Here is a 15,665-nt window from a genome sequence, read left to right on the forward strand (position 1 = left end):
AAGGTGTGTCTCCGCGGCGGGCCGCGGCGACATGGACAACGATACCAAGGTTTCGGAGTGCGTTTCACCTGCGTATGCCGGGCGCCCACCCCCGGGCCGACCTGGGGGGACGGCGGGGATGGGCGCGGAGAGTGATCACCTGGGCAACGGGTGGTAGTCGGGGAAGTTGCCGGGCGGGTGTCCGTACGGAGAGGAAGGTGGCGGTACGGATCGTGACGGTGACCGGGGGCGCGGACCGGGGTGCGGACCGGGTGCGGATCAGCTCACGCGGCGTCGCCGGGGGTTTCGGCCAGCAGGGACACCACCAGGGCGGCGGTCTCCGTGGGGGTGGCTCCTACGCTGACGCCCGCCGCCTCCAGTGCCGCCTTCTTGGCCGTGGCGGTGCCCGAGGAGCCGGAGACGATGGCGCCCGCGTGGCCCATGGTGCGGCCCTCGGGGGCGGTGAAACCGGCGATATAGCCGACGACCGGCTTGGTGATGTGGTCGGCGATATATCGCGCGGCGCGCTCCTCCGCGTCGCCGCCGATCTCGCCGATCATCACGATGAGGTCGGTGTCGGGGTCGGCCTCGAAGGCGGCCAGGGCGTCGATGTGGGTGGTGCCGATGACCGGGTCACCGCCGATGCCCACGCAGGTGGAGAAGCCGATGTCGCGCAGCTCGTACATGAGCTGGTAGGTGAGGGTGCCGGACTTGGAGACCAGCCCGATCCGGCCCGGTTTGGTGATGTCGGCGGGGATGATGCCGGCGTTGGACCGGCCCGGGGAGATCAGCCCGGGGCAGTTGGGGCCGATGATCCTGGTGGCGCGGGCCCGGGCGTACGCCTGGAAGGCGACCGCGTCATGGACCGGGATGCCCTCGGTGATGACGACGGCGAGCGGGATCCGGGCGTCGGCGGCCTCGATGACGGCGGCCTTGGCGTGGGGCGGCGGGACGAACAGGACGCTCACCTCGGCGCCGGTGGCGTCCATGGCCTCGCGTACGGAGCCGAAGACGGGCACCGCGGCGCCGTCGATGTGGACCCGGGTCCCGGCCTTGCGCGGATTGACGCCACCGACGACATCGGTGCCCGCGGTGAGCATCCGCCGGGTGTGCTTCATGCCTTCCGCGCCGGTCATGCCCTGGACGATGACCTTGCTGTCCTTGGTGAGGAAGATGGCCATGATGTGCGCCCCCTACGCGGCGAGTTCGGCGGCGCGCGCGGCGGCGCCGTCCATGGTGTCGGCCTGGTGGACGAGTGGATGAGCCAATTGGCCAAGGATGGCCCGGCCACGTGCGGCGTTGTTGCCGTCGAGCCGGACGACCAGTGGCTTGGTGAGCGGGACGGTGTCCAGGGCGCGCACGATGCCGTCGGCCACCGCGTCGCAGGCGGTGATGCCGCCGAAGACGTTGACCAGGACGGAGCGCACCTTTGGGTCGTCGAGGACGAGGGACAGCCCGTCGGCCATCACCTGCGCCGAGGCGCCGCCGCCGATGTCGAGGAAGTCGGCGGGGCGGGCGCCGCAGCCCGCGACGACGTCCAGGGTGGACATCACCAGGCCCGCGCCGTTGCCGATGACGCCCACCCGGCCGTCCAGTTTGACGTAGCCGAGCCCGGCGGCCGCGGCGCGGGCCTCCAGCGGGTCCCGGGCGCGGTCGTCGGAGTCGTCCCATGACGGCTGCCGGAAGCGGGCGTTGTCGTCCAGGGTGACCTTGCCGTCCAGGGCCACGATCGCGCCGTCCCTGGTGACCACCAGCGGGTTGATCTCGGCCAGGAGGGCGTCGTACGCGGTCAGGACGGTCCACAGCCGGCGGATGGTCGCGGCCGTCTCCGGCGGCAGTCCCCCGGCGGCGGCGATCTCGGCGGCCGTCGCCTCGGTCACCCCCTCGGCCGGGTCGATCGGGATCCGGGCCACCGCTTCGGGGCGGCGCGCGGCGACCTCCTCGATCTCCATACCGCCCTCGGCGGAGGCGATGGCCACAAAGCGGCCCGCGGCCCGGTCCAGGGTGAAGCCGAGGTACAACTCCCGTTCCACCTCGATCGGTTCGGCGACCATCACCCGGTGGACGGGGTGGCCCTTGATGTCCATGCCGAGGATCCGGCGTGCGGTTTGCTCGGCCGCCGCCGGGTCGTCGGCGAGTTTCACCCCGCCCGCCTTGCCCCGGCCGCCGGTCTTCACCTGGGCCTTGATGACGACGCGGCCACCGAGCCGCTCGGCGGCGGCGCGGGCGGCTTCGGCCGTGTCCACGACCTCGGCTCGCGGCACCAACACGCCGTTTTCTTGGAGGAGTTCCCGTGCCTGGTGTTCGTACAGGTCCATTGCCAGCTCCCTGATGACCGGTCAGCAGCGCTTGATCCAGCGCTGGATCGAACGAGTGGCGCACGCCCCCTGGACATCGCTCGGCCGATGGTGGGATAACAAAGTTCATACAGGATAACGTCGACTGTATGCAATCCTGTTGATCCATCCGCGAGGCACGTACCGACCCCTACGAAGGGACGCGATTCGCCATGCCCGACGACAGCCAGGACGTCATCTCCGGCGGGCACTTGGTCGCCAAAGCACTCAAGGCAGAGGGCGTCGAGGTGATCTACACCCTCTGCGGCGGCCACATCATCGACATCTACGACGGCTGCGTCGACGAAGGCATCGATGTCATCGACGTACGCCATGAACAGGTCGCCGCCCACGCCGCCGACGGCTACGCCCGGATCACCGGCAAGCCCGGCTGCGCCGTCGTCACCGCCGGTCCCGGCACCACCGACGCGGTCACCGGCGTCGCCAACGCCTTCCGCGCCGAGTCACCCATGCTGCTCATCGGCGGCCAGGGCGCCCACAGCCAGCACAAGATGGGGTCCCTCCAGGACCTTCCGCATGTGGACATGATGGCGCCGATCACCAAGTTCGCCGCCACCGTCCCGGACACCGCCCGCGCCGCCGACATGGTATCCATGGCCTTCCGCGAGTGCTTCCACGGCGCCCCCGGGCCCTCCTTCCTGGAGATCCCGCGCGATGTGCTGGACGCCAAGGTGCCGGTGGAGGCGGCCCGTATCCCCCAGGCCGGGCACTACCGCGCCTCCACCCGCAGCGCCGGCGACCCCGAGTCCGTCCAGAAGCTGGCCGATCTGCTGGTCCAGGCCGAGAAGCCCGCGATCCTGCTGGGCAGTCAGGTGTGGACCACCCGCGCCACCGACGCCGCCATCGAGCTGGTGCGCACGCTCAATGTGCCCGCGTATATGAACGGCGCGGGGCGCGGCACACTGCCGCCCGGCGATCCGCACCACTTCCAGCTCTCCCGCCGCTACGCGTTCTCCAATGCCGACCTCATCGTCATCGTCGGCACGCCCTTCGACTTCCGGATGGGCTACGGCAAGCGGCTCTCCCCCGATGCCACCGTGGTCCAGATCGACCTCGACTACCGCACGGTCGGCAAGAACCGGGACATCGACCTCGGCATCGTGGGCGACGCGGGGCTGGTGCTCTCGGCCGTCACCCAGGCCGCCTCGGGCCGCATCAATGGCGGCGCGGGCAAGCGCAAGGAGTGGCTGGACGAGCTGCGCGCCGCCGAGCAGAAGGCGATCGAGAAGCGGCTGCCCAGCCTCCGCTCCGACGCCTCCCCCATCCATCCGTACCGCCTGGTCGGCGAGATCAACGACTTCCTCACCGAGGACTCGATCTACATCGGCGACGGCGGCGACATCGTCACCTTCTCCGGCCAGGTCGTCCAGCCCAAATCGCCCGGCCACTGGATGGACCCGGGGCCACTGGGAACGCTCGGCGTCGGTGTGCCGTTCGTGATGGCCGCCAAGCAGGCCCGCCCCGACAAGGAGGTGGTGGCGCTCTTCGGCGACGGCGCGTTCTCCCTGACCGGCTGGGACTTCGAGACGCTGGTCCGCTTCGACCTGCCGTTCGTCGGCATCGTCGGCAACAACTCCTCGATGAACCAGATCCGTTACGGCCAGAAGGCCAAGTACGGCGAGGAGCGGGAGCGGATCGGCAACACCCTCGGCGATGTGCCCTACGACCAGTTCGCGCGGATGCTCGGCGGCTACGGCGAGGAGGTCCGCGACCCGGCGGACATCGGCCCGGCGCTGCGGCGCGCCCGGGAGTCCGGCAAGCCGTCGCTGATCAACGTCTGGGTGGACCCGGACGCCTACGCCCCCGGAACCATGAACCAGACCATGTACAAGTAGGGAGCCGCCACCATGTCCCAGGCTGCCCAGGCCAATCAAGCTCTGACGGGCATTCGCGTCCTCGATATGACGCATGTGCAGTCCGGTCCCTCCGCCACCCAGTTGCTCGCCTGGCTCGGCGCGGATGTGATCAAGCTGGAGAACACCACCGGGGACATCACCCGCAAGCAGTTGCGGGACCTCCCCGATGTGGACTCGCTCTACTTCACGATGCTCAACTGCAACAAGCGGAGCATCACCCTCAACACCAAGTCCGAGCGCGGCAAGGAGATCCTGACCGAGCTGATCCGCCGCAGCGATGTGCTGGTGGAGAACTTCGGTCCGGGTGCCGTGGACCGTATGGGGTTCTCCTGGGAGCGCATCCAGGAGATCAATCCGCGGCTGGTCTACGCCTCGATCAAGGGGTTCGGCGAGGGCCCGTACACCAAGTTCAAGGCGTACGAGGTGGTCGCGCAGGCCATGGGCGGGTCGATGTCCACGACCGGCTTCGAGGACGGCCCGCCGCTGGCCACCGGCGCCCAGATCGGCGACTCCGGCACCGGGGTGCACTGCGTGGCGGGCATCCTCGCCGCGCTCTACCAGCGCACCCACACCGGGCGCGGCCAGCGGGTCAATGTGGCGATGCAGCACGCGGTGCTCAACCTGTGCCGGGTCAAGCTGCGCGACCAGCAGCGGCTGGCACACGGGCCGCTCGCCGAGTACCCGAATGAGGACTTCGGCGACGAGGTGCCGCGCAGTGGCAACGCCAGCGGTGGCGGCCAGCCCGGCTGGGCGGTCAAATGCGCGCCCGGCGGGCCCAACGACTACGTCTACGTCATCGTGCAGCCGGTCGGCTGGGAGCCCATCACCCGGCTCATCGGCCGCCCCGAGCTGGCCGAGGACCCGGAGTGGGCCTCGCCGGAGTCACGGCTGCCGAAGCTGGCCAAGATGTTCCAGCTCATCGAGGAGTGGTCCAGCACACTGCCCAAATGGGGGGTGCTGGAGCAGCTCACGGCCCACAACATCCCGTGCGGGCCGATCCTGTCCACCAAGGAGATCGTCGAGGACGCGTCGCTCGCGGCCAACGAGATGATCGTCGAGGTCGACCACCCCGAGCGCGGCTCCTTCACCACGGTCGGCTCCCCGCTGAAGCTCTCCGACTCCCCGGTCCAGGTCGAGCGCTCCCCGCTGCTGGGTGAGCACAACGAAGAGGTGTACGTCGGGGAGCTGGGGCTCGGCGACGAGGAAGTGCGGCTGCTCAAGACGGACGGAGTGATCTGACGGTGACGTATGACAACGATGCCGTGCGCGCGGTGCTGGACGCCGCCCGCGCCGAGGGGCGCACGGCGCTGACCGCTCCCGAGGGGAAGCGGATCACCGACGCGTATGGCATCCCGACCCCGGCCGAGGGGCTGGCGGAGACCGTCGACGAGGCGGTGGCGCTCGCCGACCGGATCGGCTTCCCGGTCGTCCTCAAGATCGTGTCCCCGGACATCCTGCACAAGACCGACGCGGGTGGGGTCCGGGTGGGGCTGGCCTCCTGCGCCGAGGTGCGGGGCGCGTTCACCGCGATCGTGGACAACGCCCGCTCCTACGACCCCAAGGCCCGGATCCAGGGCGTCCAGGTGCAGCAGATGGTCCCGGACGGCGGGCAGGAGGTCATCGTCGGCGCGGTCACCGACCCCACCTTCGGGAAGGTGGTGGCGTTCGGCCTCGGCGGGGTGCTGGTGGAGGTGCTGAAGGACATCACCTTCCGGCTGGCCCCGGCGACCGAGGACGAGGCGCTGTCGATGCTGGACGGGATCCGCGCCGCCGAGGTGCTGCGCGGGGTGCGCGGCGGCCAGGCGGTGGACCGCGGGGCGCTCGCCGATCTGATCGTGCGGGTCTCCCGGCTGGTGGCGGACTTCCCGGAGATCACCGAGGTCGATCTCAACCCGGTGTTCGCCACCGCGAGCGGGGTGCTCGCCGCCGATGTGCGGCTGCTGATCGGGGACCCCGCCCCGCAGGAGCGCCGCCGCTACTCGCGCGAGGAGATCCTGAGCGCGATGCGCCGGCTGATGCAGCCGCGCTCGGTGGCGGTGGTGGGTGCCTCCAACGAGCAGGGCAAGATCGGCAATTCGGTGATGCGCAACCTCATCGACGGCGGCTTCCCCGGGGAGATCCACCCGGTGAACCCCAAGGCCGACGACATCCTGGGCCGCAAGGCGTACAAGAGCGTCACGGACGTCCCCGGCGAGGTGGATGTGGCGGTCTTCGCGATCCCCGCGAAGTTCGTGCCCGCCGCGCTGGAGGAGGTCGGCCGCAAGGGCATCCCGAACGCCGTGCTGATCCCGTCCGGCTTCGCCGAGACCGGTGAACACGAGCTTCAGCGGCGGATCGTGGAGATCGCCGAGGAGTACGGGGTGCGGGTGCTGGGACCCAATATCTACGGCTACTACTCCACCTGGCAGGACCTGTGCGCCACCTTCTGCACCCCGTACGACGTCAAGGGGCCGGTGGCGCTCACCTCACAGTCCGGTGGCATCGGGATGGCGATCCTCGGCTTCGCCCGGACGACCAAGACCGGTGTCTCGGCGATCGTCGGCCTCGGCAACAAGTCGGATGTGGACGAGGACGATCTCCTCACCTGGTTCGGTGAGGACGACCGCACCCAGTGCATCGCGATGCACCTGGAGGATCTGAAGGACGGCCGGGCCTTCGTGGAGGCGGCGCGCGCCACGGTGCCCCAGAAGCCCGTGGTGGTGCTCAAGGCGGGCCGTACGGCGGCGGGCGCGAAGGCGGCCGGTTCCCACACCGGCGCGCTGGCCGGGGACGACGCGGTCTACGACGACATCCTGCGGCAGGCCGGGGTGATCCGGGCGCCGGGCCTGAACGAGATGCTGGAGTACGCGCGGGCGCTGCCCGTGCTGCCCACGCCACAGGGTGACAACGTCGTCATCATCACCGGCGCCGGGGGCTCGGGGGTGCTGCTGTCGGACGCGATCGTCGACAACGGGCTGTCGCTGATGGAGATCCCGGACGACCTGGACGCCGCGTTCCGCCGCTTCATCCCGCCGTTCGGCGCGGCCGGGAACCCGGTGGACATCACCGGCGGGGAACCGCCGTCCACCTACGAGGCGACCATCCGGCTGGGCCTTAAGGATCCGCGGATCCACTCACTGGTCCTGGGCTACTGGCACACCATCGTCACCCCGCCGATGGTGTTCGCCGAGCTGACCGCGCGGGTCGTCGAGGAGTTCCGCGCCCGGGGCATCGCCAAACCGGTGGTGGCCTCGCTCGCGGGCGACACCGAGGTCGAGGAGGCGTGCGCCTACCTCTTCGAGCGCGGGGTCGTGGCTTATCCGTACACCACCGAGAAGCCGGTGGCAGTCCTGGGTGCCAAGTACCGCTGGGCCAGGTCGGCGGGGCTGCTCACCTAGCCACCACGTTTCCCGGAGCACGAAGAGTTTGGACAGGGGCCGCTGACCGGGTTCCTTCGAAGCCAAGGGGACGACATACATGAGCACAGCAGAACGACCGGAGGGGGCCCTCCCCTTCCGTGAAGTGCAGGACAGCAAGGGACGCACGTATCGCATCGGTGAGACGGACCGCGACATCCTGGGCCACAGCCGGAAGCTGATGGTCTATCTGCCGTGGATCGCGATGATGGCCATCAGCGTGTCCGAGTACGCGTACGGCTCGGCCGAGGACACGCTCTCGGACGCGCACGGCTGGACCCAGAGCAACACCTTCTGGATCCTGAGTGTCTGGGTGTTCTTCCAGGCGGGGATCGCCTTCCCGGCCGGGTGGTTACGGGAGAAGGGGATCCTGACCGCCCGCGCGGCGATGTTCCTGGGGTCGGGGCTGTGTCTGATCGGGTTCGTGGCCCTCGCCCACCTGGACAACGTTTTCGCCGCCATCGTCGGCTTCGGCGTCATCGGCGGGCTCGGCTCCGGATTCATCTACGCCACCTGCATCAATATGGTGGGCAAGTGGTTCCCGGAGCGGCGCGGGGCGAAGACGGGGTTCGTCAACGGAGGGTTCGCCTACGGCGCGCTGCCGTTCATCTTCATCTTCAACTACTGGTTCGACACGGGTAACTTCGACGAGGTCCTGGACCTCATCGGGGTCTATGTGCTGATCGTCGTGGCGATCTGCGCCTGGTTCTTCAAGGACCCGCCGAAGAACTGGTGGCCCGCCGACATCGACCCGCTGAGCTACAGCGGCAACGCCAAGAGCGCGGCGAGTCTGGCGAAGAACCCGCCGGCGACGCGGCAGTACACGCCCAAGGAGGCCATCAGGACCGGGATGCTGCCGCTGATGTGGGTGTCCCTGGTGCTCACCGCCGGGGTGTCCATCTTCGGCATCTCCTTCCAGGTCGACTACGCCAAGGACGTGGGCTTCGGTCCGCTGGTGGCGGCCTCGTCCATGGGCATCATGTCCGTCATCAACGGTGTCGGACGCGGAGTGGTCGGCTGGCTCTCGGACCTGTGGGGGCGCAAGACGACCCTGGTGTTCGTCATCGTGGTGCTGGGCCTGGCCCAGTTCGGGGTGATCTGGGCCGGCAACATCCACAGCGAGGCGCTGTTCCTCGTCTTCGCCTTCCTCTCGGGATTCGGCGGCGGCGCCTTCTACCCGATGTTCGCGGCGCTGACCCCGGACTACTTCGGGGAGAACTACAACGCCAGCAACTACGGCCTGGTGTACAGCGGAAAGCTGATCAGCGGGCTGTTCGGCGGTGGCCTGGGGTCGATGGTGGTGGACTCCTGGGGCTACGACGGCGCGTACGCGCTCGCCGGAGGCATCTCCATGCTGGCCGCCGCGGTGGCCCTGCTGCTGCGGCAACCCGGCCGGCCACGGGTCCGGGGCATCGCCCCGAACCCGCAGCCGATCAGCCGCGAGGCCGTCTAGCGCCGCCGCGAGGGACCCTCGCTCAGCCCCGTCCGCCGCACCGCAGTGACCGCAGATAGCGAGCGGAGCGGCGGGCGGTGGTGAGCGAATCGGCGGGCTGGTCGTGCTCCACCATCCAGTGGTGGTCACGCCGCCCGCCATGGGTCCTGCCGACCGCGGTCAGGAAGCGGCGGTAGTCGATGTCACCGTCACCGACGTCCACCATCCGGTAGCCGTCGGTGGCGGTTTCGTCGTGTTCCCCGTCCTTGACGTGGAAGAGCGGATAGCGGTGCGGGGCGCGCAGGACGTAGTCGAGCGGCTCGAAGGGCGCCGGGGAGCCGTCCGCCTTCTTGCCGAAGCGGTACTGGGCCACATACGCCCAGTAGATGTCCATCTCCAGATGGACCAGCTCGGGGTCGGTCTCGGCGAGCAGTACGTCGTACAGGCGCACGTCCGGCCGGTCGGTGGCGAAGGAGAACTCCTCGGCGTGGTTGTGCTGGTAGAACTTCATTCCGCGCGCCTTGGCCGCCGCGCCATAGGTGTTGAACTCCTCCGCGCAGCGCTTCCAGCCGTCCACCGTTGAGCCGTAGCGCCAGGGCCCGGAGGCGGTGCCCACATGCGGCAGGCCCAGCGCCTCGGCGTCGTCCAGCACCTGGGTGAGGTTGGTGGCGAAGGTGTACGCCTTCGGGTCGTCGGAGTAGTAGCCGACGTGGCTGCCGATACCGCGCAGCCCGTGGTCCCGCATCAGCCGCTTGAGCTGCCCCAGGGTGATGTCGCCGGTGCCCTGGGTGTATCCGGCGAACTCCACCTGGTCGTAGCCGTACCGGGCCAGCTCCTTGAAGACCTGGGCGAAGCCGATGGACTGCACCTGGTCGCGGAGGGTGTAGAGCTGGATGCCGAGATGGCCGCGGGGCACCAGCGGGCCGCCCCGGCCCTTCTGCGCCGAGGTGCCGCTCTGGGCCGAGGTGCCGGTCTGGGCGGCGGTGGCGGTGGCCGTGCCGACCAGGGTGGCGGCCGTGGCACCCGCGGCGACGCCGAGGAATCTGCGGCGGCGGAGCGTCTCGGCGAGTTCGGGGTGTTCCTGAGCCCTCTTCACGGGGTGTCTCCTTCGGTTGCGTTCGTCAGGCCGGCGAGGCGGAGGAGCAGGGTTTTGACGTCGGTGGCGGCCACCTGGCCGCGCACCGCGCCCGGCTGGGAGCAGAGGAGGACGGGCCCGTCCTCCTCGCGGTCCGGCAGGCGGCCGTGGCTGCCGCGCACCGGGGACGGATCGAGCGGGACGACGGCCATGCGGTAGCGCATCCCGGTCTTCTTGCGGGCCAGCGCGGTGGCGGCCCGCACCCGCACATAGGGGTCCTTGGGGTCCATGAACAGCTCGGCAGGGTCATAGCCGGGCTTGCGGTGGATCTCCACGAGCTGGGCGAAGTCGGGGGCGCGGGCGTCGTCGAGCCAGTAGTAGTACGTGAACCAGGCGTCCGGCGCGGCCACCGCGACCAGCTCCCCGGAGCGGGGATGGTCCAGGCCGTGGGCCTTCTTCCCCTCGTCGTCGAGGAGTTCGGCGATGCCGGGCAGACCGGCCAGGGCGGCGCGGGTGGCGTCCAGGTCCTCCGCGCGGCGCACATACACATGGGCGAGCTGGTGGTCGGCGACCGCGAAGGCCCTGGAGGCGCCGGGGTCCAGATACTCCATGCCGTCCTGGGTGTGCACCTCCAGCAGCCCGGCCCGGCGCAGCGCCCGGTTGATGTCCACGGGCCGGGAGACCCGGGTGATGCCGTACTCGGACAGCGCCACGACGGTACGGCCGCGGGCGGTGGCATCGTCGAGCAGCGGGCCGAGGGCGGTGTCGAGCTCGGTGGCGGCGGCGTGCGAGCGGGGGTCGTCGGGGCCGTACCGCTGGAGGTCGTAGTCCAGATGCGGAAGGTAGGTCAGCACCAGGTCGGTGGGGCTGGTCCGCAGGATGTGGCGGGTGGCGTCGATGATCCACTGCGAGGAGACCAGATCGGCGCCCGGCCCCCAGAAGTGGAAGAGCGGGAAGGTGCCCAGCTCCGCGGTGAGTTCGTCGTGCAGTGCGGGGGGCCGGGTGTAGCAGTCCGGCTCCTTGCGGCCGTCGGCGTAGTAGACGGGGCGTGGGGTGACGGTGATGTCGGTGTCCGAGCCCATCGCGTACCACCAGCAGATGTTGGCCACCGTGTAGCCGGGGTGGGCGCGGCGGGCGGCGTCCCACAGCTTGTCGCCGCCTACGAGGCCGTTGTGCTGCCGCCACAGCAGCACCTCGCCCATCTCGCGGAAGTACCAGCCGTTGCCGACGATGCCGTGCTCGGCGGGGGTGGTGCCGGTGAGGAACGTCGACTGGGCGGCGCAGGTGACGGCGGGCAGCACGGTGCCCAGCGCGGCGCGGGAGCCGGAGCGGGCGAGGGCCTTGAGGCGCGGCATATGGTCCAGCAGCCGTGGGGTGAGGCCGACGACGTCGAGGACCAGGAGGGGGGTGGGGGTGGGGCTGCCCCTGTCGCTCAGGTCGCTCATGGCAGCTCCTTGAGGCCGAGGTCGGTCAACAGGTCGCGGGCGAGGGCGAGTTCGGCGGCGAGGCCGTCGGCGAGCCGGTCGCGGGTGCGGGGGCGCAGCTCGGGCGGGAGCGCCTGCCAGGTGTAGGTCTCCACTTCGAGGTGGCGGGTCAGCGGGGCGGGCCCGCCGACGAGCCGGGCGAGGGCGTCGGCCAGCACCGGGAGGGTGGAGGTGAGCGGGGGTTCGGGCGGGGCGTGCAGCGGCACATGGAAATGGGACCGCCAGGGCGCGGTGTCGCCGAGCCCGCCCGCGAGCGCTTCGTCGAGGTCGTCGGTGCCCTGCACACCGCCCTCGGGGGCCCGGGTGCGGGTCTGGTGGAGGAAGCGGGGCTCGGCGAACGCCGCGAGGGCCTCCCGCACCCCGGGCTGCCCCGGGTCCTCGGCGTGCAGCGCGGCGGAGAGCTGCGCCTTGACGACCGGGACCCCGGCGGCGGTGAGCGCATCTGTGGCCGTCTGCGGGTCCTCGAACTGCGTCGCCAGATGGCAGGTGTCCAGGCAGACGCCGATACGGTCCAGGGGCGGGCCGCCGGGCGCCGTGAGCGCCTCGATGGCCTGCCCGGTCGTCTCCACGGTGCAGCCGGGCTCGGGCTCCAGGCCGATGCGCACGGAGCGGCCGGTGAGCTCCTGGATGGCGTCGAGCCGCTGGGCGAGGGTGGTGAGGTGGCGGCGGGCGGCGCGGGCCCGTTCGGCGTCGAAGGGGGTGCGCCAGGCCAGCGGCAGGGTGGAGACGGAGCCGTCCGTGATGTCGTCGGGGAGCAGCGCGGCCAGCAGCCGGGCCAGACGGGTGGTGTGCTCCAGCCGCTCCGGATCGGTCCAGTCGGGCTTGTAGACGCGGTACTTGACCTCCTCGGCGCCGAACCCCTCGTACGGGAAGCCGTTGAGGGTGACCACTTCCAGGCCGCGGGTGTCCAGCGCGGTGCGCAGCTTGCGGAGTTCGGCGGGGTCGGCGCTCAGGGTGCGGGCGGCGTCCCGGGCCAGCCACAGGCCGATGCCGAGCCGGTCGCGGCCCAGGCGGCGGCGCACGGGTTCGCAGTACAGCCTGAGCTGTTCCACGACGCCGTCGAGGTCTTCGGCGGGGTGGACGTTGGTGCAGTAGGCGAGGTGGACGGTGGAGCCGTCGGGGTGGCGGAAGCGCATGGTGTCCTCCTCACCGTTCCGTCGGGGCGGCGGCCGGGGCGCCACCGCCGCGCAGGATGGAGTTGCCCTCGTGGGTGGCGGTGGCCTCGGTCTCCCCGCTGTCCAGGTCGAGGTCAAGACGGCCGCTGAGCCCGTAGAACGCGACCGGGTTGCGCCACAGCACCTGGTCGACGTCGTCCTCGCCGAAGCCCTCGGCACGCATCAGGTCGCCGACCTTGCGGGTCTTGAGCGGATCGCTCCGCCCCCAGTCGGCGGCGGAGTTGACCAGCACCCGCGCGGGCCCGTACTCGCGCAGGATCGCGACCATCCGCTCCTCGTCCATCTTGGTGTCGGGATAGACGGAGAAGCCCAGCCAGCAGCCGCTGTCCTTGGCCTCCTCGACGGTGGTCTCGTTGAGGTGGTCCACCAGGACGCGGTCCATGGGCAGCGCGGACTCCTTGACCACGTCGAGGGTGCGGCGCAGTCCGGCCAGCTTGTCGCGGTGCGGGGTGTGCACGAGGGCGGGCAGACCGTGGTCGGCGGCGAGCTGAAGCTGGGCGGCGAGGGCGGTGTCCTCGGCGGGCGTCATCGAGTCGTAGCCGATCTCGCCCACGGCCACGACGCCGTCCTTGACGAGATAGCGCGGCAGCTCGTCCAGGACGGGGGCGCAGCGCGGGTCGTTGGCCTCCTTGGGATTGAGCGCGAGGGTGCAGTGGTGGGCGATGCCGTGCTGGGCGGCCCGGAACGGCTCCCAGCCGAGGAGTGAGTCGAAGTAGTCGTAGAAGCTGGCGGGCGAGGTGCGCGGCTGTCCGAGCCAGAAGGACGGCTCCACGACGGCGCGCACCCCCGCGGCGTACATGGCCTCGTAGTCGTCGGTGGTGCGGGAGGTCATATGGATATGCGGGTCGAAGATGCGCATCAGGACTCCTCGCGGGTCAGGGCGCGGGTGGGGGCCGTCGGGGTTGTGGGGGACGTCGTGGCTGCCGGGGTTGTCCGGGACGTCGCGGCTGTCGGGGACGTCTGGGCCGTCTGGGCCGTCTGGGCCAGTACGCGGTCGAGGTCGGCGGGCACGGGGCGCCCGGCGGCGGTGCGCTCGCGGGCGTAGTCGGTGAGCATGCGGGCCAGCTCGGCGTCCCCGCGCGCCCGGCGCTCCCATTCGGCGACGGCGGTCAGGGGCACCCCGGTGAACAGGCACTTGAGCACGGCCTGCCGCCAACTGTGCGGCGAGAGGTGACGGGCGGCGTACGGGCCGACGGCGGCGGCCACGAGCCGGGTGTCGTTGGTCCGCAGGGCGTCCTCGACGAGCGGGACGGCGTCCGCCGCGTCGAGACGGAGATACGGCAGCGCGAGGAGCACGGCGCGGCGCTCGGCGCCGGTGCCCCGCGCGTACAGCCTCGCGGCGGTCGGCGCGTCCGCGTCGGCGGCGTGGAGGAGCAGGATGCGGGCGGCGTCGGGGAGGTCGTGGGGGGTGGGGTCGCCGGGGGCGGGCCGGGCGCTCCGGACGTGGCGTCCGGCGGAGGCGAAGTCCAGCTCCCAGCGGGCGGGACCGGAGGCGGGGGCGGGCGCGAGGCTAGAGGCGCGACCGGAAGCGGAGGCGGGGCTGGAGGCAGAACCGGAGTCGGGGCTGGAGGCGGAACCGGAAGCGGAGGCGGAGGCGGGGCCGGAATCGCCCGCCTGGGGCCCGCTCTTCGCCGCCTCCGTCAGGGCCCGGTCCAGCCAGGCGCGCCCTGCCTCGTCCAGTCGCCGCTCCACGGCGGCGCGCAGCTCGGTCCGGGTCAGCACCGGACGCCTCCCTCGATCGCGGCCCGTTCGGCGTCCTGGAGGAAGCGCAGGGAGCTGCGGGCCAGTTCGGGTCCGGCGTGGGAGTGGCGGGGCAGCTCGACGCCGACGAGCCCCCGGTACCCCGTGGCGCGCAGCGCCTCCAGGACCGGCGGGAAGTCGATCTCCCCCTCGCCGAACGGCAGATGCTCATGCACCCCGCGCCGCATGTCCTCGATCTGCACATGCCGCACCCAGGGCGCCGCCGCGCGCACGCACTCGACGGGCGGGTCGGGCTCCAGGCACTGACAGTGGCCGATGTCGAGGGTGAGGCCGAGGGCGGCCGGATCGCCGAGCGCCGTGCGCAGCCGGTGGAATCCGGCGAGGTCGGCGAGGAGATGCCCCGGCTCCGGCTCGATCGCGAGGGCCACGCCCGCCGCCTCGGCGGCGACGACCACAGGCGCGAGGGCGTCCGCGAGCCGCCGCCACGCCGTCTCCTCGGACTCGCCGGGCGGCAGCACCCCGCTGAAGCAGTGCACGGCGGGCGCCCCGAGGTCGGCCGCCACCCGTACGGCGCGCAGCAGCAGATCGACACGGGCGCCGCGGGCGTCGGGGTCCGGGTCGAGCAGGGTGGGGTGGTGCTTGCGCCGGGCGTCGAGAACGTACCGGGCACCGGTCTCGACCGCGACGCCGAGGCCGAACCGCTCGAGTTCGCGGGCGACACGGCGGGTGCGGGCGGCGAGGTCCGGGGCGAGCGGGTCGAGATGCATATGGTCGAGGGTCAGCGAGACGCCGTCGTAGCCGAGGTCGGCGAGCAGGGCGAGGGCGTCGGTCAGACGGAGGTCGGTCAGACCGTTGGTGCCGTAGGCGAAGCGCAGGGATTCCGGGCGGGCACGGCTCATGTGGCGCTGACCTTTCTCGACGGCCGACGGGCGACGGGCAGCAGCGCGAGCAGCCCCGCCGCCGTCCGGTGCGCCCCGGCGCGGGAGGCGAGCGCGGCCTGAAGCGGGATCATCGCGCGGATGCCGCTGCCGACGGCACGCTGAAGGAAGTACGGGGAGGGGTTGAGCGCGGCATGCGCCAACGGCTTGGCGACCGTGGCCACATAGCCTCCGGCGAGCACGGCCCCGGCGACGGCCGCGAAGCGGCTCGCCGCCGCGCCGGGCAAGGGGATGGTCCGGGGCAGCCCGGCCCCGGCACGCGGCCCGCCCGGC

12 protein-coding genes and 1 pseudogene are annotated in these 15,665 nt (G+C 71.4%); 4 read left to right on the forward strand and 9 right to left on the reverse strand.

The window, feature by feature from the left end:
* Window positions 1–263 precede the first annotated feature (263 nt).
* Window positions 264–1,160, reverse strand: a complete 897-nt coding sequence (gene sucD / locus KN815_RS15175; protein ID WP_216342463.1) for a succinate--CoA ligase subunit alpha — start codon at window positions 1,158–1,160, stop codon at window positions 264–266.
* 12 nt (window positions 1,161–1,172) lie between these two features.
* Window positions 1,173–2,297: an ADP-forming succinate--CoA ligase subunit beta gene (sucC, locus tag KN815_RS15180; protein ID WP_216342464.1), complete on the reverse strand. Its 1,125-nt coding sequence runs from the start codon at window positions 2,295–2,297 to the stop codon at window positions 1,173–1,175.
* 191 nt (window positions 2,298–2,488) lie between these two features.
* Here sucC and KN815_RS15185 point away from each other — a divergent pair, with 191 nt between their 5' ends.
* The 4 genes from KN815_RS15185 to KN815_RS15200 all read left to right on the forward strand — a co-directional run bounded on the left by KN815_RS15185 (window position 2,489) and on the right by KN815_RS15200 (window position 9,040).
* Window positions 2,489–4,171 (forward strand): thiamine pyrophosphate-binding protein, encoded by a 1,683-nt coding sequence (locus KN815_RS15185; protein ID WP_216342465.1) that lies wholly within the window; start codon window positions 2,489–2,491, stop codon window positions 4,169–4,171.
* A 12-nt stretch (window positions 4,172–4,183) separates the two neighbouring features.
* Window positions 4,184–5,431 carry a formyl-CoA transferase gene (gene frc, locus KN815_RS15190; RefSeq protein WP_216342466.1) on the forward strand — a complete coding sequence of 416 codons (1,248 nt, stop codon included), beginning with the start codon at window positions 4,184–4,186 and terminating at the stop codon, window positions 5,429–5,431.
* Window positions 5,432–5,433: 2 nt separating this feature from the next.
* Window positions 5,434–7,569 carry an acetate--CoA ligase family protein gene (locus tag KN815_RS15195; protein ID WP_216342467.1) on the forward strand — a complete coding sequence of 712 codons (2,136 nt, stop codon included), beginning with the start codon at window positions 5,434–5,436 and terminating at the stop codon, window positions 7,567–7,569.
* A gap of 79 nt (window positions 7,570–7,648) precedes the next feature.
* Window positions 7,649–9,040 carry an OFA family MFS transporter gene (locus KN815_RS15200; protein WP_216342468.1) on the forward strand — a complete coding sequence of 464 codons (1,392 nt, stop codon included), beginning with the start codon at window positions 7,649–7,651 and terminating at the stop codon, window positions 9,038–9,040.
* Between the two features lie 22 nt (window positions 9,041–9,062).
* Here KN815_RS15200 and KN815_RS15205 read toward each other — a convergent pair whose 3' ends face one another.
* The 7 genes and pseudogenes from KN815_RS15205 to KN815_RS15235 form a co-directional block, all read right to left on the reverse strand.
* On the reverse strand, window positions 9,063–10,115 hold the full coding sequence (locus KN815_RS15205; protein WP_216342469.1) for a sugar phosphate isomerase/epimerase family protein: 1,053 nt from the start codon (window positions 10,113–10,115) through the stop codon (window positions 9,063–9,065).
* The gene (locus KN815_RS15210; RefSeq protein ID WP_216342470.1) at window positions 10,112–11,539 is read right to left on the reverse strand and encodes an alkaline phosphatase family protein; all 1,428 of its coding nucleotides are present in this window, start codon (window positions 11,537–11,539) and stop codon (window positions 10,112–10,114) included. Before KN815_RS15210 ends, KN815_RS15205 begins: the two co-directional genes overlap by 4 nt.
* Window positions 11,536–12,714, reverse strand: coding sequence for a metabolite traffic protein EboE (gene eboE, locus KN815_RS15215; RefSeq protein WP_216342471.1), 1,179 nt, complete (start codon window positions 12,712–12,714; stop codon window positions 11,536–11,538). The genes KN815_RS15210 and eboE overlap by 4 nt, the downstream gene beginning before the upstream one ends.
* Before the next feature lie 10 nt (window positions 12,715–12,724).
* On the reverse strand, window positions 12,725–13,612 hold the full coding sequence (locus tag KN815_RS15220) for a TatD family hydrolase (protein ID WP_216342472.1): 888 nt from the start codon (window positions 13,610–13,612) through the stop codon (window positions 12,725–12,727).
* Window positions 13,612–14,475 carry an EboA domain-containing protein gene (locus KN815_RS15225; protein ID WP_253208991.1) on the reverse strand — a complete coding sequence of 288 codons (864 nt, stop codon included), beginning with the start codon at window positions 14,473–14,475 and terminating at the stop codon, window positions 13,612–13,614. Before KN815_RS15225 ends, KN815_RS15220 begins: the two co-directional genes overlap by 1 nt.
* Entirely contained in the window at window positions 14,469–15,353 is an 885-nt protein-coding gene (locus KN815_RS15230; RefSeq protein WP_216342473.1) for a sugar phosphate isomerase/epimerase family protein, read from the reverse strand. The genes KN815_RS15225 and KN815_RS15230 overlap by 7 nt, the downstream gene beginning before the upstream one ends.
* Window positions 15,350–15,665, reverse strand: a pseudogene (locus KN815_RS15235) (SCO3242 family prenyltransferase); the annotation flags it as partial. The gene KN815_RS15230 and the pseudogene KN815_RS15235, both read right to left, overlap by 4 nt.

The sequence above is a fragment of the Streptomyces niphimycinicus genome (genome assembly GCF_018883605.1).
Lineage (GTDB): Bacteria > Actinomycetota > Actinomycetes > Streptomycetales > Streptomycetaceae > Streptomyces > Streptomyces niphimycinicus.